Below are 21,727 nucleotides of genomic sequence, written 5' to 3'. Positions count from 1 at the left end.
TCACTGAAAATGACGACGTGCGTTGGCTTCGCGAGCCGCTTGTGCTGTTTCAACGGACACAACACGACGTCCTACCGGCCACAGCGCGATAGCGGCGATTTTAAAATTCGCCACGCCAACCGGGATGCCAATAATTGTCAGGCATTGAGTTACGCCAGCAATGATATGCATCACGCAAAGCCACCAACCGAACAAAATAAACCAGACAACGTTCAGCAAGGTTCCTCCCGCATTCAGCAGGCCATTCTTACCTTGCGGAGAGAGTTCATCGACGTGTACTGCCTCATTTCCCCATGGAATAAGGGAGAGTTTAGTGATCTCCCAGCATGAACGCGTTAGCGGAAGGGTCACAATGAGCAGCACGCTGACAATCGTTGCCACCAGCCAGCCCAGTGTCGTGGCGAAACCACCGAGGACAAAATTCAGAATATTCAAAATGGTACGCATAAAACCTCATTTGATTTCCGGGTACTGATTATTCCGGCAATTGTAACGATTTTTTGGACTGGAGCACCAATTCTCTGACAGGTAAACTGGCAATAATTGTCACAAGCTGAGATCACCATGAGATGGAACTGAAAGCGACTTCCCTGGGAAAACGCCTGGCGCAGCACCCGTACGATCGCGCGACCATCCTGAATGCAGGGATAAAAGTATCGGGTGACCGCCATGAATACCTCATCCCTTTTAATCAATTACTGGATATTGAGTGTAAACGGGGTTTAGTTTGGGGAGAGATGGAGTTTCAGCTGGCTGATAACAAAGTAGTGCGCTTGCATGGCACCGAGTGGAGCGACACTCAGCGTTTTCATCACCTTCTGAATGAGCGCTGGCGCAGCTGGAGCGCGGAGATGAGCGAGGTAGCGGCAGAGCTCTTATCGAGCCAGCTGGCGCTTATCTCCGCGCGTATTGATCCATCCAGATGGTTAACGCGTAATCAGTTGACAGGCGTACAGCGTCAGCTACAAGAGGCTTTTTCTGCTCTACCGATGCCCGCCAGCCGGCTGCTGGAGTTTGATAATTGCCGCACGCTGTGGCAACAGTGCCAGGCATGGCTGCAGGATGTTGAAGGGCGTCGGACAGAACATAATCAGGCTTTTACCGAAACGATGCTGAAGCAGTATGCGACCTTTTTTGAACAGGTAGAAAGCTCGCCTTTAAATCCGGCGCAAGCAAGAGCGGTGGTCAATGGCGAGCACTCTCTTCTGGTATTGGCTGGCGCTGGCAGCGGTAAAACCTCCGTGCTAGTGGCGCGCGCAGGTTGGCTATTGGTACGTGGCGAGGCCTCTGCCGATCAAATTCTTCTGCTCGCTTTTGGACGTAAAGCGGCACAGGAGATGGATGAGCGTATTCGCGAGCGTCTGCATAGCGATGAGATTACCGCGCGCACCTTCCATGCGCTGGCTCTGCATATCATTCAGCAAGGCAGCAAGAAAGTGCCCGCCCTGAGCGAACTGGAAAACGATACTGCCGCACGGTTGGCGCTGTTAACGCGAACCTGGGTAGAGCAGTGCAGTGAGAAAAAAGCGCAGGCAAAAGGGTGGCGGCTATGGCTGCAAGAGGAGCTGGGCTGGCATCTCCCGGAAGGAAATTACTGGCAAGATGAGGCGTTACAGCGGCGCATCGCGCCACGTCTGGATCGCTGGATAAGTTTGATGCGTATGCATGGCGGCACACAAGCGGAAATGATTGCCAGCGCACCGGAAGAGATACGCGATCTTTTTGCCAAACGCATCAAATTAATGGCGCCATTGCTGAAAGCATGGAAAACCGCGCTCAAGGATGAGAACGCCGTCGACTTTTCAGGGCTTATTCATCAGGCCATTAGCGTGCTGGAAAAAGGCCGTTTTATCAGCCCGTGGAAGCATATCCTCGTGGATGAATTCCAGGATATTTCACCCCAGCGCGCGGCACTGCTGGCGGCGTTACGCAAACAGAATACGCAAACGACGCTTTTTGCCGTTGGCGATGACTGGCAAGCAATATATCGCTTCAGCGGCGCGCAACTTTCGCTTACCACCGCGTTTCATCACTATTTTGGTGAAGGCGATCTCTGCGCCCTTGATACAACTTATCGCTTTAATTCCCGCATCGGTGAGGTGGCGAACCGCTTCATTCAGCAAAACCCTTCACAACTTGCCAAGCCGCTTAACAGTTTGCTGCCAGGCGATAAAAAATCCGTAACGCTGCTGGCAGACGATCAACTTGATGCGCTGCTCGATAAGCTAAGCGGTTTTGCGAAGTCGGAGGAGCGCATCCTCGTGTTGGCCCGTTATCATCACGCCAGGCCAAAAAGCCTGGACAAAGCGGCTACGCGATGGCCAAAGCTGCAGCTGGATTTTATGACTGTCCATGCCAGCAAAGGGCAACAGGCCGATTATGTGATCATTGTTGGGCTAAAAGAGGGGGCGGATGGGTTTCCTGCGCCAGCGCGGGAATCGATTATGGAGCAGGCGCTTTTGCCCGCGGAAGAGGATTTTCCCGACGCGGAGGAGCGTCGCCTGCTCTATGTTGCACTGACGCGGGCACGTAAACGCGTGTGGTTACTGTTCAACAAGGATGAGCCATCACCCTTTGTTGACATACTCAAATCGCTGGATGTGCCCGTGACCAGAAGGCCCTGAAATTACTTCAACCGCTCTGCAAGATAGCGTTGATAGTCTGGAATCAGAATATCAACGCTGTGATTAAATTGCGGGGATTCGATAATAAAATCGGCCGTTGAGAGGTTGGTTGCCACAGGAATATTCCATACAGTGGCCAGGCGAAGCAGGGCTTTTACATCCGGATCATGAGGCACCGCATTCAGCGGATCCCAGAAGAAAATGAGTACGTCGATTTTACCTTCCGAGATGAGCGCGCCTACCTGCTGATCGCCGCCCATCGGGCCACTCAGCATGGCATTCACCTCCAGCCCGGTTGCGCGTTGAATCAAATTACCGGTAGTGCCAGTTGCATAGAGTTGATGCGCGGCCAGCACGGGCTGATGCCGCTCAACCCATTTCATTAACGACTGCTTGCAGTGATCGTGCGCAACGAGGGCGATATTCTTGCGTACGGGTAGCGTGCGAGTGGTTGATTCCATGATCTATTTCCGTCAGTGATGTTTGCTACAGATTACTGGAAGCGCATGTTGCTGCAAGCGAAGCGAATAAAAAAAACAGAAAATGGTTGAGTTCCCCTGATTGATTTACACTTTGTGAAATCAAGCGGAGGAAACGATGAAAGAGACAGATATTGCCGAAATTTTACGCGCCACGCATACCATCGCTCTGGTTGGCGCAAGCGACAAACCCGATCGTCCCAGTTACCGTGTTATGAATTACCTGTTAGGTCAGGGTTATCATGTCATCCCTGTGTCGCCAAAAGTGGCAGGAAAGACGCTAATGGGACAGCAGGGCTATGCGACGCTGGCAGATGTACCAGAAAAAATTGATATGGTGGATGTGTTCCGCAACTCTGAAGCCGCATGGGACGTTGCGCAGGAGGCGATTGCCGTGGGGGCGAAAACGCTGTGGATGCAACTTGGTGTGATTAACGAACAGGCTGCTGTGCTGGCACAGGAAGCGGGGTTAAATGTAGTGATGGATCGCTGTCCGGCGATTGAAATTCCCCGCCTTGGTTTGGCTAAATAAAAATACCCCGCCGGTTGCGGGGTACCATCAGTTTCGCAATCTTGGAGCCTGCAGCTGGCGCCGAATGGTGCGCGCGAGTTCGTCCATTGAGGGCTGTTCAGGATGAACATCCGTTATTTCGCTGGTGAGCTGCGCTTCGGCCAGATAAGTGTGGACGGGTTGTCCGTCGTCATCCTCCATCACTACGTGGTACCAGGGCAGTACGCGTAACTCGTCATTGACCGCCAGCTCGTCTGCTGACGGTTCATCCAGAGAGTACTCGGGGTCGATATCGACCACTACGCCAAGATACCCCAGTAGAGAGTGGCGAACCTGCTGACCGATACCGAATTTGCTGGCTATCATTGTCACCTCCCGGGAACCTTAGATAACCCCAAATATGGGGGCGCGGCTCCAGATTTCAACTTATATGACGCGACAGGCAAACCCTTTCAGATAAAGCCCTTCCGGGTAGGTTGCGATCACCGGGTGATCGGCGGCCTGACGGAACTGGTCTATAAATTGTATATCACGCCCGGCATCTAAGGCGGCATCAGCGATGATTTTCTGAAATAAATCGGTGGTCATCAAACCTGAGCAGGAGAAGGTCAGCAGCACGCCGCCGGGGTTGAGCAACTGAATCGCCAGCATGTTGATATCTTTGTAGCCGCGGCACGCACCCATCAGCTGACTTTTGTTTTCAACGAATTTCGGCGGATCCATGACAATCACATCGAAGGTTTCACCCTGGTCGCGATATTTACGCAGCAGTTTAAATACATCATCGCGAACAAATTCCGCTTTACTCAGATCCAGCTTATTCAGAGTGACATTCTGCTTCGCAACATCCAGCGCTTCCTGTGATGTGTCTACACTAACGACCTCACGACAGCCGCCCATCAGTGCAGAGACGGCAAAGCCGCCGGTGTAAGAGAAGCAGTTAAGCACGCGTTTGTCAGCCACATAGCGCCGTGTCGCCAACCGGCTGTCGCGTTGATCAAGATAATAGCCTGTCTTGTGACCACCCTGAATATCAACATAAAGCTTCATGCCGTTCTCTTCGATTGGCAGCAGCGGCGGGGGGAGTTCGCCCAGAACCGGGCCCTGTGTCAATTCTAACCCCTCTTTTTTTCGCACCGCGACATCACTGCGATCGTAAATGGCGCACTCTGGGTAGAGCGTTTGTAGTGCCGAGAGGAGTGCCGGACGCTGATATTCCGCACCGGCGCTCAGGAGTTGCAGCACCAGAAAATTGCCGAAACGATCGATTGTTATACCCGGTAAGCCATCTGACTCGCCCGCAATCAGACGATAGCTGTCCAGGCCATCACGCCCGGCAAGCCAATCACGCCACTGCTGCGCTTGCTGTAAACGACGGGTAAAAAAGTCGATATCAATGCTTTCGTCTTTATCAAATGTCCAGACGCGTGCGCGGATTTGTGAAGCGGGAGAGAGCGCTCCGCGGGCCAGCCATTTACCCTGATGATCGACAATATCCACGGTTTCTCCGAGGCTGGCTTTGCCTTCCATTCGCGCGACGGCGCCGGAAAACACCCAAGGATGACGACGCAACAATGACTTCTCGCGTCCTTTGGCTAACACTAAACGTACACTCATATTTGGCTATTCTGTCGGCTGAAGAAAATGGGCGCTATTGTCACGGGTTAGTCGGGTAAATGCAACGCGCCCGCATTGATGGAGATAAGATATGGCTCAAGTTTGCACAATTGCCTGGGTACATGGCAGCGTACAGGGCGTTGGGTTTCGCTACACCACTCAACATGAAGCGCAGCGTCTTGGATTATCGGGATATGCACGAAATCTGGATGATGGCAGTGTTGAGGTGGTTGCCTGTGGTGAGGCTGAGAATGTCAACAAACTGATGGAGTGGTTAAAAGCGGGTGGGCCGCGCAGCGCGCGGGTCGATAAGGTTTTGACCGAGCCTCATCAACCCGACAGAGAGTGGGCCGGTTTCGGGATTCGCTACTAGATGCACTTTACCGGTTTAGGCAGGCCTGCAATTTTTGTTGCCTGCTTAGCCGGTCCTTTTGGAAAGAGGCGATAGAGATAGCGGCTATTGCCTTTCTCTTCGCCATATTTATTGGCCATAGCTTTTACCAGCATGCGAATCGCAGGCGATGTATTGAACTCAAGATAAAAGTCGCGCACAAAACGCACCACTTCCCAATGTTCTGGGGAGAGAGAAATACCCTCTTGCTCTGCGATCGCCTCTGCTAGCGGTTCGCTCCACAGCGAGGTCTCTTTCAGATAGCCTTCGCTATCAGTTTCAATTTCAATACCTTCGAAGATCAACATAGTTTCCACAATGGCTGTTTATAACGGCGGGAGTGTAACAAAAAACAAGGCCCCGCATAAGCGAGGCCTGATTGAGGTCGTGTGGTCGTTAGTCTCTGCTGGCGAAACCCAGAATGCTCAGCAGACTGACAAAGATGTTGTACAGCGATACATAGAGGCTCACTGTCGCACGAATGTAGTTCGTTTCGCCGCCATGAATGATATTGCTGGTTTCATACAAAATGGCGCCAGTGGAGATCAGGATAAACACAGCGCTGATTGCAAGATGCAGGGCAGGGAGCTGAAGGAAAATATTCGCAACCATACCGATCAGCACAACCACAATACCTGCCATCAGCATACCGCCGAGGAAGGACATATCTTTGCGTGTTGTCAGCACATAGGCTGAACAGCAGAAAAAGACCAGTGCGGTGCCGCCAAGCGCCAGTGCGATAACGTCGCCCATTCCGGCAGATAAATACGCGTTCAGCATCGGGCCGAGGATATACCCAAGGAAGCCGGTAAAGGCAAAAGCCGCCAGAATACCGCTCGGCTTATTTGCCAGTTTATAGGTTAAGAACATCAAACCATACATACCTACCAGCGTCAGAATGAGACCCGGCGAAGGTAGCATCAGAACGGTGCTCGCTGTTGCAGTCATCGCCGAAAAAGCCAGTGTCAGGCTGAGCAGAAAATAGGTATTACGAAGAACTTTGTGCGTGCTCAGCAGGGATGTGCGGTCACGCGAAGAAGTAATTAGACGATCCATAAGCCACTCCCTTATGACAGATGTAATTAGAAGTGGAGTCTAGGAAAGTCTCGCTAGCTGTAAAAGCCGTTTTACCCATCTTTACTCATCGTAGCGGCAGCTGAAGCCTGTTTTATCAATAAAAAGTGTTGCCAGATGAATGGGAGAGCAAATGTGATACAGAGCCATATTTATCTCTTATATCGCTCGAAATGTTTTGAAGTCTAATCTTTAGCACGTTAAGAGTGTAATGGCGTCGGTATATAACAAATTTCAAAGGCGAAATGGATATGAAACCACAAACACTAAACAACATAACTCACGTTTTATTTGCTGTCGGGATGATGTGCGCAACGACCCAAGTTTATGCGGCAAGCGTACCCGCTAGTGTTGAACTGGCAACAAAACAGGAACTTGTGCGCAACAATGGCAGTGAACCGGCATCGTTAGACCCGCATAAGGTTGAGAGTGACGTCGAGTTCAACATTATTCGCGATATGTTCGATGGGCTGGTGACGGTCAAAAAAGATGGCTCAATTGAGCCGCTTTTAGCCGAAAAATGGGAAAACAAAAATAATAGTGTCTGGACATTCCATTTACGTCCGGGGATCACGTGGTCGGATGGTACGGCGATTACAGCAAAAGATGTAGTCTGGAGTTGGCAGCGTCTTGTTGACCCGAAAACGGCATCGCCTTATGCCAGCTATCCTGGAAATATGCACATTCTCAATGCAGCAGATATCGCACAAGGTAAAAAGCCAGTTGATACATTGGGTGTAAAGGCGGTGAATGACTCGACGCTCGAGATTACTCTTACTCAACCGACAGCCTCTTTTTTATCTATGCTGGCGCACCCCTCTTTAGTTCCAATCGATCCAGTGCTTGTTAACCGCTTCGGTGATAAGTGGACAAAGCCAGAACATATAGTAACCAGTGGTGCTTATAAAGTGACCGACTGGGTGGTCAACGAGCGCATTGTGGCGGAGCGTAACACGCGCTACTGGAACAATAAAGCGACCGTGATTAATAAGGTCACCTACCTGCCCATCAGCGCGGAAACAGCAGATGTGAACCGATTCAAGGCAGGGGAAATTGATATTACCTATACAATTCCTGTGAATCAGTTTGCCCAGTTGCGTAAAACGTTTGGTGAGCAGGTCAGCGTTGAGCCTCAACTGGCAACCTACTATTACGAGTTCAATACCACTAAGCCCCCCTTCAACGACCCACGCCTGCGTCGTGCTCTTAATATGGGGTTAGATAAAGATATTATTGCTGACAAAGTTATGGCGCAGGGGCAAAGGCCTGCATGGGTTGTCAGTCAGCCTGAAATCGGCGGAGTGAAGTTATCTCCGCCAGATTATTCAACATGGCCGCGCGAAAAACGCCTTGCAGAGGCGAAGAGATTGTTAAACGAGGCAGGCTTTAACGAAGCCCATCCTTTAAGCTTTAATCTTCTCTATAACACGATGGAGACACACCAGCGTATTGCCATTGCTGCTAGTTCAATGTGGAAGAAAAATCTTGGGGTAGAGGCAAAGCTGCAGAATCAGGAATGGAAAACGATGTTGGATACGATGCATACCGGCAATTTTGATGCAGTGCGCTACGCATGGATTGCTGACTACGACGATGCAGCGACTTTCCTGAATAATTTCCGTACCGGAAGCAGTGAAAACACAAGTAAATACAGCAACAAGGCCTATGACGATGCGCTGGATGAGGCTGCGAAGGCGAAAAATGTCATCGAAAGAGGGAAATATTATCAGCAAGCAGAAGACATTCTGGCGCGTGATGTTCCGGCTATCCCTGTCTATCACTATGTTCGCACACATTTAGTGAAACCCTGGATCGGTGGCTTCAATCCCGATCCTCTTGGTTACTATCTCACTCAGGATATGTACATCAAAAAACATTAAATCTTTGCCGCCGCCTGCTTCTTTATTGAACATTGTGTTGGTGTTTAAAGCAATTAACGTCTTTTTGGTTGTTTTTCACGCAAACGAACATTGCCACGCTTTACATGAAGGTCGGGGATGTTTATAGTGCGCCTCACACCGGAAGTGTGGCCGAGCGGTTGAAGGCACCGGTCTTGAAAACCGGCGACCCGAAAGGGTTCCAGAGTTCGAATCTCTGCGCTTCCGCCATATCTGATAAGGGGTTACCGAAAGGTAACCACTTATTTTTTTGCTTAGAAAAGTAAATCCTCTTTATACATCGCAACAAACTACCAGATAGCCATTTGCGCCTGTAACCCTGACCCCCGGCGTTGATCACCTCGAACAGACAAACAAAGGGCGCTTGCCGACACTGAATAGAAAACCGCTGTCTCCTTGCTGATGAATCACGTAATTGACTCGTTTATTAGGATAAACATAAAAAGCGGGCAAGACAGAAGCGATAACTTCCTCAGGTAAGCTTTCAACATTATCGACCTTATTAATGTTGGTTGATAAAAGTTGAAAGGTGTTTTTGTTCTCTACCCATGTGTAAGCGACATCCCTTCTTATGGTACCCTCCGGGTAATCAGGGTGGCGATAACGTCCGCTGACAGAAACGATACCGCTGAGCGTTCGTCTGTTGTACATAAAGTCCAGGGTCAAATTAGCTTGTGCATCTTTGTTAAAGACAACTACGACCACGGTGCAGGTTTCCGCAGCGCGTATGTGTGTCGTTACCATAAGATATAAATAGCCAAATGCGAGACCTGCAAGCAGAAAAAAAAGGAATAAGCGAACCCGCTTTTTAGTCATCTCGATTGATCCCAGTGATATGGATAGAGATACACCCTGGTAAAGACTCCGTTGTGTATTTATTTTTACACGCTAGCGCGGTTAAAGTTGGTGAGGTAACGGAGAGTGGAAAATAGACCCAGGGATAGCTTTTACAACTTAATCCCGTGTTCAAAATTAGGGTCTTATATCTGGAGTAGGGATTATTGTTATCATGAATATCATTCCTGGTATGAAGATGGCAGCCATTATCCGTTTCAATGAGCTTATAAGTGTTGAAGAATGCGGGTTCATTATGCCTGTACCAAATGAAGCTTGTGACAATAAATCCGGTGACGAAAGCGATAAGAACAAGCATAAGGAGAAAAATCGAACTCTTAATTTTCTTATCATCTTCATTGAGTAATGGTTGAGGTGATTGTGGCGAGAGGGATTCGCATAGAGCCTCCTCATCTGGAGCTACTCTCTTTTCCGGCAGGTCAGTGCCTGGATTGTCGATGGTGTGATGCGCTATGCTTTTGTCGGCCTCAACAATATCATCCTGTTTAATTATTCTGACACCATCATCAATTTGAAAGCCTTTGCGAGGGATAGTGGCGATGAGTTTTTGATCCGTATCGCCTACTGCACGCAACCCACGTCGGACAATAGAAATATTCTGATATAGAGTGTTGGCTGGAACCAGCATGCCTTCCTCTTCCCATACTTTCTTAAAAAAATCTTGCTGCAAGACGATATCGGGAGAAGCTTCAAGTAATAATAGAAGACACCGACTTGCTGGGGCGGTTAAGATCACACTTACTTCAGGGTTTTTAAGGGAGGTTAATTTCTTTAAAACGGGCCTGAATTCAATATATTCGTTTATAATCCAGTGCATATGCCTTTCAACGCAGCCAAAGCTGAGTTCCTTATCAACATTCCATATTTAAGATAGCTATTACTCCATCCGGTAATTTCACCATGATAGGAGCGTAATTTCCATATTTTTTTATAAGTTAATGAATGTTGAGTAAGAAAATTTAAGTCGTTGAATTATCAACTTTTTATATAAGCTTTTAACGAGGATAACGGTAGTGTGAATTTCTGGTTAAATTGATAATTTGATTTTTAAAGAGTCAGGTATATTAAATGATAACCGCGAAAATATAAAATCCAGTGATGTGTTAGCTGCATTCATCATGTATTTTTATAAAGGTATCATTATAAAGTATGTATATTTCACCAGCTTTCTTGACATGACCACTATTCAGTACCTCCCCGGGTCGAAGATACCACGTCGTACTGGTATCCTCTGCGGCCCCACACCCCGGTTTCAATAGTAACTTAAACCATGTATTTCCTTTATTGGCTACTTTCCCGTGAGTATGATCCAGAAACCATTTGAAGTTTATCTTACGAGGCCTCACTACGAGTATCGTGTCCATGACTATGACAGGCATCATACTTATAACGCTGTCCTTGGCATTTGTTAAGGCTCTGTTTTGAGGTGGGATCTCTTCAAATGCAATACGGTAGTAACGTTCTTGATCATCCTCAGGACCATGGTAATAAAACTTGAAGAAATCGCTCTCTCCTGGTTGCAGCATCATTTGTCGCGGTGCAAACAATAACTCCCCATCAGCAGGCTGAAAATAAACTTCAGCTGTACCTGGTGTGTCAATCGCCCTGATAGTTATACGGTAAAGGCGAGGCGATTTGTTATTATTCACTACAAGCTTTGCAAACATATTACTTTCAGCATCAATTGAAAAAGTTTGGTTTCCAATATAAATGGCTTTTGCAAATAAAGGTGCTAACAAGAAAAACAAGCTGAAACAGTTTATGACCCGTTTAATTAACATTGCGCCATGTTGCCTTAATTCTAATTTCTCCCGATGCGCTAACATCCCCGAACCACGTTGACTGATTTAATGTGTACAAAGATCGCTCGTCGTTCATGGGGATTGAGAAGCGAACATTTGATTTATTCATTAACCCCATAGTGCCGTTTGAGCTAAACCACGGTGTAGTTAACCAAAATGCATCAGTCATATCACGCCACATTCCGTCGCAGCCTACATCGTAGGTTTTATTGACCCCGTTTCTCGTTTTATATGTTAGCGATGCTGGAAACGGAACTTGAGTTAATCCATTGAAAGATTTGAATATACACCATGAACGACCATTGATCTTTTGTGTCGGACCCGTCACACTAATTAGCACTTCATCGGCGGATGTCTTTCCATTTGTCGTAACTATATAATCAAAATCCAACGATGGGCTGTTTCTGCCAATTTTCCCGGTGCGGGAAGGTTTTTGCACATAATCTGTAGAAATTATGCTCACACTAAAATCTCTTGGCTTAATAATAAGTTGGCTTGAAGTGGAGAACTCATACCAACCTGATTCCGGTGCAAGAGCATTGTGCATCCTGAAATTAAACAGATCGTTTGTGTTACTGTCGCTGATACCTAGCTTAACCATTTGCTTGAAAAAGTTTTGAGAAAGAAAAATATAAACGCTTCTTTTTCCTTTCAATTCATTAAACGTAAAGTAATGGCTCGTTTTGCTCACGGTCTTCCAGGTATTGCTATCCACACTAAACTGCATGTCCTGAGCATCTATTGCTGATTCAAGGGCAGGTTTGTTAATTGATGGAAAAATTTTTATTGTTGAGTTGCTCATCCCATTATCACGTAAGGAATAAGTAAGCATTTTACAGGCCAAGCCGGAAAGCTTACCAATTACCAAGGGGTAGCAGCCAGAGTTGCCTTCACCGAGCGTCGGAATGCCATCGCTGTTAATGAATACTTCCGAAATGGCATTAGTATTTTCAAACTTGATATGAGCGCCCTTGGTATATGAAACTTTACGAACATACCATTGACCCGAACCCAGATAGCGGCAGCGTTGACCCAATTTGGCGCTATAACTTTCTGCTGTAGTACACGTATTGATGGTCATAGTGAAGTTACTTCCTACAGAAGCATTATTCAAATAATGATAAAACTGATCACTCATCATTCCATGCATCCATTTAGCGCCTCCTGAAGGAACAGACACACCATAAAATCCTGCTGCGTCTGTAGCTTCTGGCAAAATCATGCTGGTTACCATATCGCAGCCTTTATACCAGTTGATACAGCGTAACCCGGTAATCAAATGTGAGGTTGGTGCATTTTCCAGCCACATATCAAACCGGTTATTACTCATCAAAAGCGTATTATATCCGTTGTCAATATAGCCAAGGCTTTGCTGATAAATAGTTCCAGAACCATTGTATTTCAGTCCCGTCCACCGGTTGGAACCGGTCATTCGCGGATCCAATGCACCAGAAGGTGTAACAAAAAAATTATCGTTATTATTATTTTCTACAAAAACATATTCACGAGTAGGAGCATCGGGAAAGACAGTTTTAGTTACGCCTGCTTCTGCAAAATTTAAATTTGAGAGGATTAAAACAAAAGCCAGGAGAGGATAGTAATTAACCTTCATTCGTCTCTCCTTCAACCATTGTATTGGCAAATGTTTTTAATCCTTTGCAAATAATATCGCCTACCCACACTGCGCCGCGAGCGTTATTGATATCAAGATTTGCTTCGCATAGTTTATTATCGTCATAGTTGAAATCAACTGTGGGGAATTTTTTATCGATATCCATTACAAACTCACCATTGCTATCCGTGCGTGTTCTTCCTATGTGATTATTAATGTGAGCATTAGCAAGCAGCGTTCCGTCCTCTGCACGTATCCGGCCTGAAACAGTAACCATCTGTTTGATTTCAGGAATCATTGTTACAACATTACCTGGATAAAGTGTAAATTGTCCTTTTCTACCGTTTGCGATGTTATAACTATCAATAGATTTTTTGCTATTAAGAATTTCAATTTCATAACGTGAATAAGGATCCAGTGAAAGGTAGTTACGCTTACCGAGCAGAGGGAAAAGTCGACCATTCACTCTTGCCGTGAGTTGGCCATCATGTTCAATATCAGTGCGCAAAATGACGCCAGAGTTGCCCTCTGTACTGCCGCTCATACCTATCTCTTTTCCCTGCCAGCCGAGGCTACCATTAGCAGTAAAGTTTGTGCTTAAATATCCATCTAGCCCACTATTGACGCTCAATGTTCCTGTAGAAAAACGGTTCTCATACTTTGTCCATGCATTTGCACTCAGATTCTTGTTATCACTCTTATCGCCAGAGATACCGCGAGAAACATCAGCACCAATAGCCTGTATAGTGTCACCCTCATCGAACTGTTTCTGAGCTGAGATATTAGCCATAGCATAACCATTCTGCTGAGTTATGCCGGTTCGAAAAGAGCTGCCAAGGGGTAGTAGAAAATCAAAAGCGACATATTTTTGCATACGGCTTGATTGCCGGCTGTTACTGTGCTGGTAGCGCTGCAGGCCAGCTCGTAATCCTAATGATCCAAACTGCCCGTTGTAGAGCATCTGGGTATAATCACCAGTGTAATAATGGCTGTTATGTTGGCGATCTTTATTATAACTTGCGCTGATGGAACCGAGCCGTGACCAGAGCACGTTGAGATTTAACGATGCGCCAACTGCAATATTAGTAGCATTGCTACGCCGTAGAGTATTTCCTATTGAGGTTTTTTCCTGGCTCAACCATACGGAACTAAAATTTCCGGGTAAAGTTGCATTTAGACTACTAATGGAACTCCACGATCCATCTGTAGATAACATATTTTGCATACTAACCTGTAAAGCTTCGGTAATAGGCCATGAAAGCTGAAGTTCTCCGACGGTGACAGAGTCATAGTTATATGCCGAGGCCATCCAGGCTAAAGCATTAATCCCGCCGGAAGTTGACAATCCGATCAGGAAACTATTTTTAGCTGTCTGAATTTCCCTTTCGCCACTCTCCCAACGCTCCATATGTATATTGCCTCCCCAGAATTGCCAACGGAATGGCATTCCTGCGGATTTTCCACGAGCAAAAATTTTGTTAATACGCTGAATAGTCTGGCTTATATGTTGGCCATTCACGATCACATCGACTTTGATATCGTAAATGCCATAGGGTAGTCCGCTGGTGTCAACTTCATGACTGCCCATGCTGAAGTTTTGTACACTGAGAAGTTTATCATCCCGGTAAAGATGGACTTCCCCAGCAGAGGGCAGGAAAACAATGACTGGCACAACGGAGTGCGAATCATTAAAAACTGTTGATTGCGCATGGTTGCCCCATGAAAAACCATATATTTTTCCAGAAGGAAGTGCCGTGACTGATCCAAGCGATTGTAAGTTCCATGAATCTAGCATCCCACCGGCGAGACGATGGCCTGAAAAATCACGCTCGTACATGGCTCGATAGAGTTGCGCCTGCTGAGAATTTGATCCAACGCCGTATACTGTGCCATTCATCATCAAATGATGCTCTTTAAGCGCTGTAACAGAATCAAATGAAAGGTAATTCGAAGTGTTGCTTTCCCCCCCCTTCATTTTATTGTTATAAATACCAAAGTTATAACTAAGCGTACTGCTTAAATGTTCTGCACTTGATTCACCGATATCCTCAATTTTGGGGCGAAAAACGGTTTTGAGCGCTTGCTGAGTAACAATCATTTGCAACGTAAGTTGCTGGAAATTTAAATACAACCAGGCGTTAGCAGTAATAGGTATTTTAGACTCTTCGTTAAATGCAACATCTTTAATACTATTAATTTTTGACCGTGTGTGATCGTTCAAAGAAGCATTGCCATTTTGATCTTCAAGCTCAATTAGCCGCACTTTTACCCTATTATCATCTAGCCAGATGGAGGCGGTGCCGATACGCTGATCATCCTGCGTATCAGAAACCCCATTCAGGTGGATGTATAAAGGGATACTCATACCATCCTGTAACGCTTTTCTAAAAGCATCAGGAACCATTATACCTGCGACATGTAAATTTTGAAAAGAAGAGGAGTAGACTTCATTCATGCCAGCAAACAAAATGACTGTATAAGTAACGCAAGCTTGAAGGGTTTTATTCACGACAATGCGCACAGCAACAACTCCCAAACTATTTGACTGAAACGAAATGGTTCTCTTGCCAGAAAGCTACACGTCCATTTTTATGTGCAACATTAACTCGAGTGAATGTTCGCGATTTACCGGGCATGAGAAAATAATTCTCTTTGCAAGACACACCATCAGTTGGCCGCAAACAGGGACCGTAGGCGATAACGCGTAATGTCGCATTTCCCGGGTTAGTAATCTTTCCTGCTGAATATTTGTAGTCATACTTTGCTTTACGAGGTGAAACGACCAATATTGAGCTAATAAGCGCTGAGGCTGTAGCTATAGCATGACGCTTTGCATTGCTCATTTTCCCTTCGCTCAACGATTGGTCTGCCCAAAGAATACGGTAATAGCGCTCCTTATCATCATTAGGGCCATTATAAAAAAAACGAATTGTCTCGTTACTATTGGCGGGAAGTAACAAACTACCCGGCGTCAAAAGAAGTTCATTCTTACTCTCCATGGGGATGATGCTGCCACCTTCTAAAGGATTCGTTATTCTTTCAACTTTAATGTTGATAAGACGCCCAGTATCGGTAGAGTTTTTGATCTCTTTACTAATAACAGCACTATCGCTATACATAAAAGAAGAGATGTCGCCAATATCTAACGCATATGCGGGCATCAAGAAACTTAGTAAAATATTAAACGATATGAGGCTTTTTTTCATAATCAACTTTCCTACAAAAAAAGGAGCGGTCCCTCGCTCCACAATTAATGGAATTTAGCTAGTCCAGGTTGCATCAAACTGGACGCTAACATCGCCACTCCAAATACCTTCTGGCAACACGCTCAAATCTGTTGCAGGTGTTGTGCCATCAGTAGTTGCACTTGCAATTGAAAATGTAAATGCATCCTGACCAGCAAAACGACCTGCTTGATTATAATTAGAGGCAATATTGCTCAGACCACCACTTTTACCTGTAACGGTATCAACAAGAACAGTATCAGACGTTTTGTTGACCGCGTTACCAAAGTACTCGACACCTACATTCAGCGTAGATCCTGATCCATCAAGCTGCGTTAGCGTATTACTTACTAATCTTGAGGTGAGTTTGAATGCTGTTGCGCTCGAGTCTCCTTCAACTGCAACGTCGAAAAGGCCTTTTTGAGTATTGAAACCTTTAACGCCCTCAGCGTATTGGAAAGAGAGACTTCCCAGCGGCGTTACGACTAATTTACTTGTTGTATCTTTTTTTGCCGTTGCTGACCATGTCGCCACGGCTTGTGCTGTAGTATCAGCTGCCTGAACTGCACCCATGCTAAAAGAAGACAACAATACAAGCGCCAGAACTTTACGTTTCATAAATACACCTTATTCTTAATGGTTTTAACCTTGAAGGTTCCTTGTATTAACAAGGGTTTATTCCTAATCGGAGCGATCTGTCCTTTAATCCGATTATTAGAAGCAAAAAAGGTATAACTTGCAAATGAGTGTAAATAACAAGTCGATACTTTACTTTTACGCTTGATGATGAAAACAACATATTCTCGATGTGCCACAATCTTACGTAAATAATTGCTTTCGACGAAAATAATAACCTCAGCACAAGGAAATTGAATAGTAATAAAGTGTTGCTCAAGGAATAAATAATATGTGTTAAAGTTTTGATCTTTTTTACGTGAACAGATGTGCTTCGATGTCGTATTTGTTACATATTCTTAACGTATAAATGCCTCATTGAAGCGAAGATTTGACTCATTTTAAGAACAATATAAATGTTAATTACACTATAAGATTTGATTTAAGAGAGGTGCGGTGCGTTTTTTGTATGAGATTTGATACTCTATTTTTGCCCTTAAAAGAACCATGCTCGTATCGACGGTGCTCTTAACCGGAAAATGTTTGGGCGAGACATCTATTCCTCGGCCATTCCTATCTACTGCAGTTGAAGCATAATTGTTGCCACCATTCTGTATATCTGGTTTAACATTTTGAATGTATCTACTGTACTGACTATAAGAACCCCGCATAATAGTGCCATTGACATTTAGAGATATTCAGGCATGCTCAATCAGCCAACGAAGGATATCATTATGCGTAAAGCCCGTTTTACTGAGCACTAGCTCATCGCCGTGATTAAGTCAGTCGAAGCAGGACGAACTGTTATGGATATCTGCCGGAAGGCCGTTTTTTTTGACGCGACTTACTACAACTAGGAATCCAGATACGGCGGCGTGGAGGATTCTGATATTAAAAAGGTTAAGTAGCCTGAAGATGAGAACCACCGTCTCAAGCAAAGTTTGCCGATCTCAGTCCGGTGAAACAGGCACTGAAAGATGTTATCTAAAACCAGCCTTTAAGCGTGAACTGGTGACTCATCTGATAACGACGTTCGGACTCAGTACTGTTCAGGCCTGCCGGATTCTGTATCCGAGCAGAACGGTTTACCATTACCTCCCGGGTCCCGCCATAGTGAATCCATTATTTCCGCACTGCACGCTGCCGCCGTAAGATATCCACGACATGGCTTTCCAAAGTTATTTCAGAATCTGCGGCGCCAGGGTTACCTGTCATAAGAGGATTTACCGAATTTACTCTCTGCTGAAGCTGAACTTTGGCGTAAGGGTGAGCAACGTCTGCCTGTGCGTAATCCGGCACATTTGGTTACGCCTGAAGTGTTAAACCGGACTGGTCCGTTGATTTTATGCACGACCCTGTAATTTGCGGTCGCCGTTTTTGTACGTTCAACGTCGTTGATAATCTGAATCGTGAGGCGTTGTCGATTGAAACTGACCTGAATCTGCCAGCCCGCCTAGTATTTCGTGTACTCAACAGGATCGTAGCCAGCCGGGGTTATCTTGTCATGCTCCGCATGGATAATGGCCCGGCATTTATCTCTCTGATACTTGCCGAATGGGCAGAGAAGCATGCCGTAAAGCTGAAATTTATCAGGCAGGTAAACCAACGCAGATTGCTTTCATTAAGCGTTTTAACCTGACGTACTGTCCAGAAATACCCGATTTTATCTGTTCTAAACACTGAATGAAGTACGGGAAGTAATGGAAAATGGCTGTCGGAATATAATTGTGAACATCCATATGAATAACTGAACAATCTGACTCCGGAGGGAGTCTCACTACAACATTATCTGGCCGGGATCTCAAAATGCGTGGAGCCAGAACAGAGCTATTAACACTGACCTGTTAATCATCAAGGTTGTTTATATTAAATAATCTTAAATTCATTAGCGATATAAATCGTTGACTTTAATTTCTTGATATTTAAGTTAAATATTTTCTTTCTCTTAAGTTTCTATGGGAAATAATTATCTTCCCTTTAAGGATGTTTCACTTGCTTTGATGCTTCCTTTGGTAATAATTAAAAAATTCCTATTGACTCTTAATGATTTTGAAAGAATGTAGGTAAGTTATTTTTTTTTGCCTGAATTTAGGGTTTTTGTTTTCTATTTAGTGCTTCAGTTCTATATGCTGAAAAAGTGTTAAGACAAATGGCTGAAATCTAAAATTTAGAGCGGTTTGAGTTTGTCCAGTGAGTTTGGCTGTCTGCAAAAATACTATAAATGTTGATGCAGTGAGCGAATAAACTCTTCTTAATCAGTTGCATAAACTACAGGTAGGTAATCAATGAAAAGTGAGAGAAAAACAGGGGTATTATTTAGATTCAATCCGGTAGCGGCTGCTATTCTGCTCTCTTTACCGGTTCTGGCACAGGGCGCTACCCTCAATATCAAAAATGGTAACCTTGCCAGCGCTAATGATGTACCCGTGATCAATATTGCTAACCCGAATGAGAACGGCCTCTCTCATAATATTTATGATGATTTTAATGTTGGTAAGAACGGCGTAATTTTCAATAACAGCGCTTCAGGAGCTAATACCGTAATTGGCGGGGCCATTGAGGGTAATACCAATCTTATCTCTGGTAGTGCCAAAGTCATCCTCAATGAGATCACCTCTAACAAGCCAAGTTTACTTGAAGGCCAGATGGAAGTAGCGGGAGACAAGGCACATCTAATTATTGCCAACCCCAATGGCATCACCACAAACCAAGGTAGTGGTTTCATCAACACCAGTAAAGCAACGATAACGACCGGAAGACCAGATATTCAAAATGGCGCATTAAGAGGTTATTCAATTGGGGGCGGTATTATCACTGTCAAAGGTCTAGTGGGTTCTTCGCCAACAGAGATTCTTGCTCGTTCAATTGCCGTTCAAGGTCAAATAGTGACTGATGAGCTCACCGTTATTGCAGGTAATAATTATATTAATAAAAATGCAGAATTTTTAGGCCATGTAGCGGGAAGCGGTATTAAAAACACATACGCCATTGATGTGTCAGACCTGGGTGGGATGTACGCTAATCGCATTAATTTGATCAGTACTGAAAGCGGAGTAGGCGTAAGAAACACTGGCATGCTTGCAGGTGGTGTAGATGACATCCATATCGATATAAATGGTAAGTTTATAAATAACGGTGGCGATGTTCAATCGGTTGGAGCAGTTGATATTACGACTAATGATGTGCTGGAAAATATCGGCGGCACTATCTTCGGTAAAGGGAAAATATTGATCAATACGGCGAAAAATACAATAAATAATTCTAGCGCCGGTAAGATCGCCTCCGAGTCAGACGTTTATATCGATAGTGGTGAGTTTAATAATAAAAACGGAAAGATTGCGTCGGGCGGTATACTTGGTATTAATACCAATGGAAAAACGTTAATTAACATTGGTAAGGGAGATAATGCTGGCCTGGAAGCCACTATAGTCGCCCTGAAAACAGGGAAGTTAGACAATCGGGCTGGACAGATTAAAGGCGGCTATGTTGCGTCTGAAAGTACTGAGATGACAAATGTCGGCGGCGAAATTCAGTCTGCTGGCAAGATTGATATGTTCAGTGCTGGAAATATTGACAATACCAAAGGCCTTATAAGGTCTCAGGCAGGTGGTATACAGATTGAAACAGCAAAATATTTTATTAACAATGACAATATCACAGCAGATGCTACAAGTAGCGATTCTTTAGGACTACTCGCGGGCGTCGATGGTATTAAAGTAAAAGCTGGAACGATCAATAATGCAAAAGGAGCAATAAGTTCCACAGGAACTATTTCTTTACAGAGTGGAACCACGATTAATAACCGTAATGGAAAAGTAGCCGCTGATAAAGGTGTTTCGCTCTCTTCCGTTGGCAACATCGATAACTCAAATGGAAGGCTTCACTCTAAAGACACCATTTCGATTGTCGGTTCAACAATGGATAATAGCCTTTATGTTGGGCAAATTATGGGCGATCGTGGAATCAAAATCGATCTATCTGGATATTTTAATAACCATATTGGTTTGGTACACTCACAACTCGGTAATGTAGACATTAAAGCTAAAAATGTCAGAAACGTCGGTGGTATGATTGTTGGAAAAGATATTTCTATAAAAACTCAAGCTGACGTTGATAACTATCATGGGTTGATGGTGGCGAATAATATATTGAATATCGACGCTAAGACGAGTGTTAATAATACTTACGCCGGAGATTTTGGTGCGTGGTATGGTAATTACTTCGGGATACCAGGCCAAATTGGTGGGTTAATTGGCAGTAATGGCGTAACAATTAACGCTCAGTCTATTAATAATACTTATGGTCGCATTGTTGCTGAGTATGGTCCCTTAACCTTGAATGTTGCGGAAACGCTTGATAATTATCGCGCCTTGATGGTGAGTGGGGCGGACGCAAATATCAATGCAAAGCGACTGTCTAATAATTACGGAACTGTACATAGCGCTGGTGACCTTAATATTGATGTTGATTCGTTCTCAAATTACAGTTCCGGCAAAATCGAAAATAATGATGCGACAGGGATAATTTCTTCCGAACGCCATCTCTCATTAGTCGTTGGAAGTGGTTTTACAAATTATGGTTGGATTAGCAGTAAGCAGAATGCTGTAGTTCGTGCTGCAGGGGCATTGTATAATTACAATACCATCTCTGCTGATAATACGTTGGAGGTTGATACAGCTGGCACTCTTACCAACGAAAAAGATATCTCAGCAGGTACAGTGCTTTATGTTGAATCAGACGGCAATGTCTTCAATGGCGGAAATGGTAATATAGTTGGTAGTTCCGCGTTTATAAAATCAGCAGCTGATTTGACTAACTATGGTAATGTAGTTGCCTGGGATTATCTCGACGTTAACGCTGATCGCGCAATCTACAACTACAAGAATATCTATACCAAAGGCAACGCGGTAATCACTTCGAAATTAATACACAACTCCGGCTCTAATGCTGTTTTAGGAGGTGAAAAGGGCATTGTACTCACCACCCCGCAGTTGACCGGTACTGGAACTATCGTTGGTTTATAAT

18 protein-coding genes, 1 tRNA gene and 1 pseudogene are annotated in these 21,727 nt (G+C 45.0%); 7 read left to right on the top strand and 13 right to left on the bottom strand.

The genetic code is table 11. The annotated features are described in order from the left end of the window. Positions 1-447, bottom strand: coding sequence for a YccF domain-containing protein (locus PU683_RS16530; RefSeq protein WP_277173358.1), 447 nt, complete (start codon positions 445-447; stop codon positions 1-3). Positions 448-569: 122 nt separating this feature from the next. Here PU683_RS16530 and helD point away from each other — a divergent pair, with 122 nt between their 5' ends. Further along, positions 570-2,624, top strand: a complete 2,055-nt coding sequence (gene helD / locus PU683_RS16525) for a DNA helicase IV (RefSeq protein WP_277173356.1) — start codon at positions 570-572, stop codon at positions 2,622-2,624. Between the two features lie 2 nt (positions 2,625-2,626). Here the strand turns inward: helD and mgsA are convergent, their stop codons facing one another. Continuing rightward, complete coding sequence (gene mgsA / locus PU683_RS16520; protein WP_042716960.1) at positions 2,627-3,085, bottom strand: methylglyoxal synthase; 459 nt, start codon at positions 3,083-3,085, stop codon at positions 2,627-2,629. A 136-nt stretch (positions 3,086-3,221) separates the two neighbouring features. Here mgsA and PU683_RS16515 point away from each other — a divergent pair, with 136 nt between their 5' ends. Continuing rightward, a complete protein-coding gene (locus PU683_RS16515) occupies positions 3,222-3,635 on the top strand; it encodes a CoA-binding protein (protein ID WP_277173353.1) in 414 nt (137 codons plus the stop codon). Between the two features lie 27 nt (positions 3,636-3,662). Here PU683_RS16515 and hspQ read toward each other — a convergent pair whose 3' ends face one another. Beyond that, a complete protein-coding gene (gene hspQ, locus PU683_RS16510; protein WP_277173351.1) occupies positions 3,663-3,980 on the bottom strand; it encodes a heat shock protein HspQ in 318 nt (105 codons plus the stop codon). Positions 3,981-4,040: 60 nt separating this feature from the next. Next, on the bottom strand, positions 4,041-5,231 hold the full coding sequence (rlmI, locus tag PU683_RS16505) for a 23S rRNA (cytosine(1962)-C(5))-methyltransferase RlmI (protein ID WP_277173348.1): 1,191 nt from the start codon (positions 5,229-5,231) through the stop codon (positions 4,041-4,043). A 91-nt stretch (positions 5,232-5,322) separates the two neighbouring features. On the opposite strand from rlmI, the gene yccX reads away from it, so the two are divergent. Continuing rightward, positions 5,323-5,604: an acylphosphatase gene (yccX, locus tag PU683_RS16500; RefSeq protein WP_277173346.1), complete on the top strand. Its 282-nt coding sequence runs from the start codon at positions 5,323-5,325 to the stop codon at positions 5,602-5,604. On the opposite strand, the gene tusE is transcribed toward yccX, so the two are convergent. Continuing rightward, on the bottom strand, positions 5,601-5,930 hold the full coding sequence (gene tusE / locus PU683_RS16495) for a sulfurtransferase TusE (RefSeq protein ID WP_277173344.1): 330 nt from the start codon (positions 5,928-5,930) through the stop codon (positions 5,601-5,603). The two genes, yccX and tusE, sit on opposite strands and share 4 nt — an antisense overlap. Before the next feature lie 88 nt (positions 5,931-6,018). After that, positions 6,019-6,678: an FtsH protease modulator YccA gene (gene yccA / locus PU683_RS16490; protein ID WP_277173341.1), complete on the bottom strand. Its 660-nt coding sequence runs from the start codon at positions 6,676-6,678 to the stop codon at positions 6,019-6,021. A 269-nt stretch (positions 6,679-6,947) separates the two neighbouring features. Here yccA and PU683_RS16485 point away from each other — a divergent pair, with 269 nt between their 5' ends. Both PU683_RS16485 and PU683_RS16480 read left to right on the top strand, forming a co-directional pair. Further along, complete coding sequence (locus PU683_RS16485; RefSeq protein ID WP_277173339.1) at positions 6,948-8,576, top strand: ABC transporter substrate-binding protein; 1,629 nt, start codon at positions 6,948-6,950, stop codon at positions 8,574-8,576. A gap of 140 nt (positions 8,577-8,716) precedes the next feature. Beyond that, positions 8,717-8,804: transfer RNA gene (locus PU683_RS16480), tRNA-Ser, on the top strand. A gap of 126 nt (positions 8,805-8,930) precedes the next feature. On the opposite strand, the gene PU683_RS16475 is transcribed toward PU683_RS16480, so the two are convergent. The 7 genes from PU683_RS16475 to ecpA form a co-directional block, all read right to left on the bottom strand. Beyond that, the gene (locus tag PU683_RS16475; RefSeq protein WP_277173337.1) at positions 8,931-9,410 is read right to left on the bottom strand and encodes a hypothetical protein; all 480 of its coding nucleotides are present in this window, start codon (positions 9,408-9,410) and stop codon (positions 8,931-8,933) included. After that, positions 9,403-10,266 (bottom strand): transcriptional regulator, encoded by an 864-nt coding sequence (locus tag PU683_RS16470; RefSeq protein ID WP_277173335.1) that lies wholly within the window; start codon positions 10,264-10,266, stop codon positions 9,403-9,405. Before PU683_RS16470 ends, PU683_RS16475 begins: the two co-directional genes overlap by 8 nt. A gap of 286 nt (positions 10,267-10,552) precedes the next feature. Continuing rightward, entirely contained in the window at positions 10,553-11,275 is a 723-nt protein-coding gene (locus PU683_RS16465) for a fimbria/pilus periplasmic chaperone (RefSeq protein ID WP_463322654.1), read from the bottom strand. After that, entirely contained in the window at positions 11,220-12,863 is a 1,644-nt protein-coding gene (gene ecpD / locus PU683_RS16460) for a fimbrial adhesin EcpD (protein ID WP_277173331.1), read from the bottom strand. Before ecpD ends, PU683_RS16465 begins: the two co-directional genes overlap by 56 nt. After that, positions 12,853-15,384 (bottom strand): CS1-pili formation C-terminal domain-containing protein, encoded by a 2,532-nt coding sequence (locus PU683_RS16455; protein ID WP_431190948.1) that lies wholly within the window; start codon positions 15,382-15,384, stop codon positions 12,853-12,855. Before PU683_RS16455 ends, ecpD begins: the two co-directional genes overlap by 11 nt. A 16-nt stretch (positions 15,385-15,400) precedes the next feature. Then, positions 15,401-16,069: an EcpB family pilus assembly chaperone gene (locus tag PU683_RS16450; protein ID WP_277173329.1), complete on the bottom strand. Its 669-nt coding sequence runs from the start codon at positions 16,067-16,069 to the stop codon at positions 15,401-15,403. Positions 16,070-16,123: 54 nt separating this feature from the next. Beyond that, on the bottom strand, positions 16,124-16,705 hold the full coding sequence (gene ecpA, locus PU683_RS16445; RefSeq protein ID WP_277173327.1) for a common pilus major fimbrillin subunit EcpA: 582 nt from the start codon (positions 16,703-16,705) through the stop codon (positions 16,124-16,126). 764 nt (positions 16,706-17,469) lie between these two features. Here ecpA and PU683_RS16440 point away from each other — a divergent pair. Both PU683_RS16440 and PU683_RS16435 read left to right on the top strand, forming a co-directional pair. Next, positions 17,470-18,536 (top strand): annotated as a pseudogene (locus tag PU683_RS16440) (DDE-type integrase/transposase/recombinase). 451 nt (positions 18,537-18,987) lie between these two features. After that, positions 18,988-21,726, top strand: a complete 2,739-nt coding sequence (locus PU683_RS16435) for a filamentous hemagglutinin N-terminal domain-containing protein (protein WP_277173325.1) — start codon at positions 18,988-18,990, stop codon at positions 21,724-21,726. Position 21,727 lies beyond the last annotated feature (1 nt).

Source organism: Candidatus Kosakonia sp. 282A-S69 (assembly GCF_029433855.1).
GTDB classification, from domain to species: Bacteria; Pseudomonadota; Gammaproteobacteria; order Enterobacterales; family Enterobacteriaceae; genus Kosakonia; species Kosakonia cowanii_A.
This window is presented reverse-complemented; position numbering and strand designations above follow the sequence as displayed.

Bases quoted from the DNA above. Each gene is read 5' to 3' on its own strand.
- yccA (WP_277173341.1), bottom strand. From the start codon at position 6,678: ATGGATCGTCTAATTACTTCTTCGCGTGACCGCACATCCCTGCTGAGC.
- mgsA (WP_042716960.1), bottom strand. From the start codon at position 3,085: ATGGAATCAACCACTCGCACGCTACCCGTACGCAAGAATATCGCCCTC.
- PU683_RS16435 (WP_277173325.1), top strand. From the start codon at position 18,988: ATGAAAAGTGAGAGAAAAACAGGGGTATTATTTAGATTCAATCCGGTA.
- PU683_RS16470 (WP_277173335.1), bottom strand. From the start codon at position 10,266: ATGCACTGGATTATAAACGAATATATTGAATTCAGGCCCGTTTTAAAG.
- PU683_RS16450 (WP_277173329.1), bottom strand. From the start codon at position 16,069: ATGAAAAAAAGCCTCATATCGTTTAATATTTTACTAAGTTTCTTGATG.
- hspQ (WP_277173351.1), bottom strand. From the start codon at position 3,980: ATGATAGCCAGCAAATTCGGTATCGGTCAGCAGGTTCGCCACTCTCTA.
- rlmI (WP_277173348.1), bottom strand. From the start codon at position 5,231: ATGAGTGTACGTTTAGTGTTAGCCAAAGGACGCGAGAAGTCATTGTTG.
- PU683_RS16485 (WP_277173339.1), top strand. From the start codon at position 6,948: ATGAAACCACAAACACTAAACAACATAACTCACGTTTTATTTGCTGTC.
- ecpA (WP_277173327.1), bottom strand. From the start codon at position 16,705: ATGAAACGTAAAGTTCTGGCGCTTGTATTGTTGTCTTCTTTTAGCATG.
- ecpD (WP_277173331.1), bottom strand. From the start codon at position 12,863: ATGAAGGTTAATTACTATCCTCTCCTGGCTTTTGTTTTAATCCTCTCA.
- helD (WP_277173356.1), top strand. From the start codon at position 570: ATGGAACTGAAAGCGACTTCCCTGGGAAAACGCCTGGCGCAGCACCCG.
- PU683_RS16515 (WP_277173353.1), top strand. From the start codon at position 3,222: ATGAAAGAGACAGATATTGCCGAAATTTTACGCGCCACGCATACCATC.
- yccX (WP_277173346.1), top strand. From the start codon at position 5,323: ATGGCTCAAGTTTGCACAATTGCCTGGGTACATGGCAGCGTACAGGGC.
- PU683_RS16475 (WP_277173337.1), bottom strand. From the start codon at position 9,410: ATGACTAAAAAGCGGGTTCGCTTATTCCTTTTTTTTCTGCTTGCAGGT.
- PU683_RS16530 (WP_277173358.1), bottom strand. From the start codon at position 447: ATGCGTACCATTTTGAATATTCTGAATTTTGTCCTCGGTGGTTTCGCC.
- PU683_RS16465 (WP_463322654.1), bottom strand. From the start codon at position 11,275: ATGTTAGCGCATCGGGAGAAATTAGAATTAAGGCAACATGGCGCAATG.
- tusE (WP_277173344.1), bottom strand. From the start codon at position 5,930: ATGTTGATCTTCGAAGGTATTGAAATTGAAACTGATAGCGAAGGCTAT.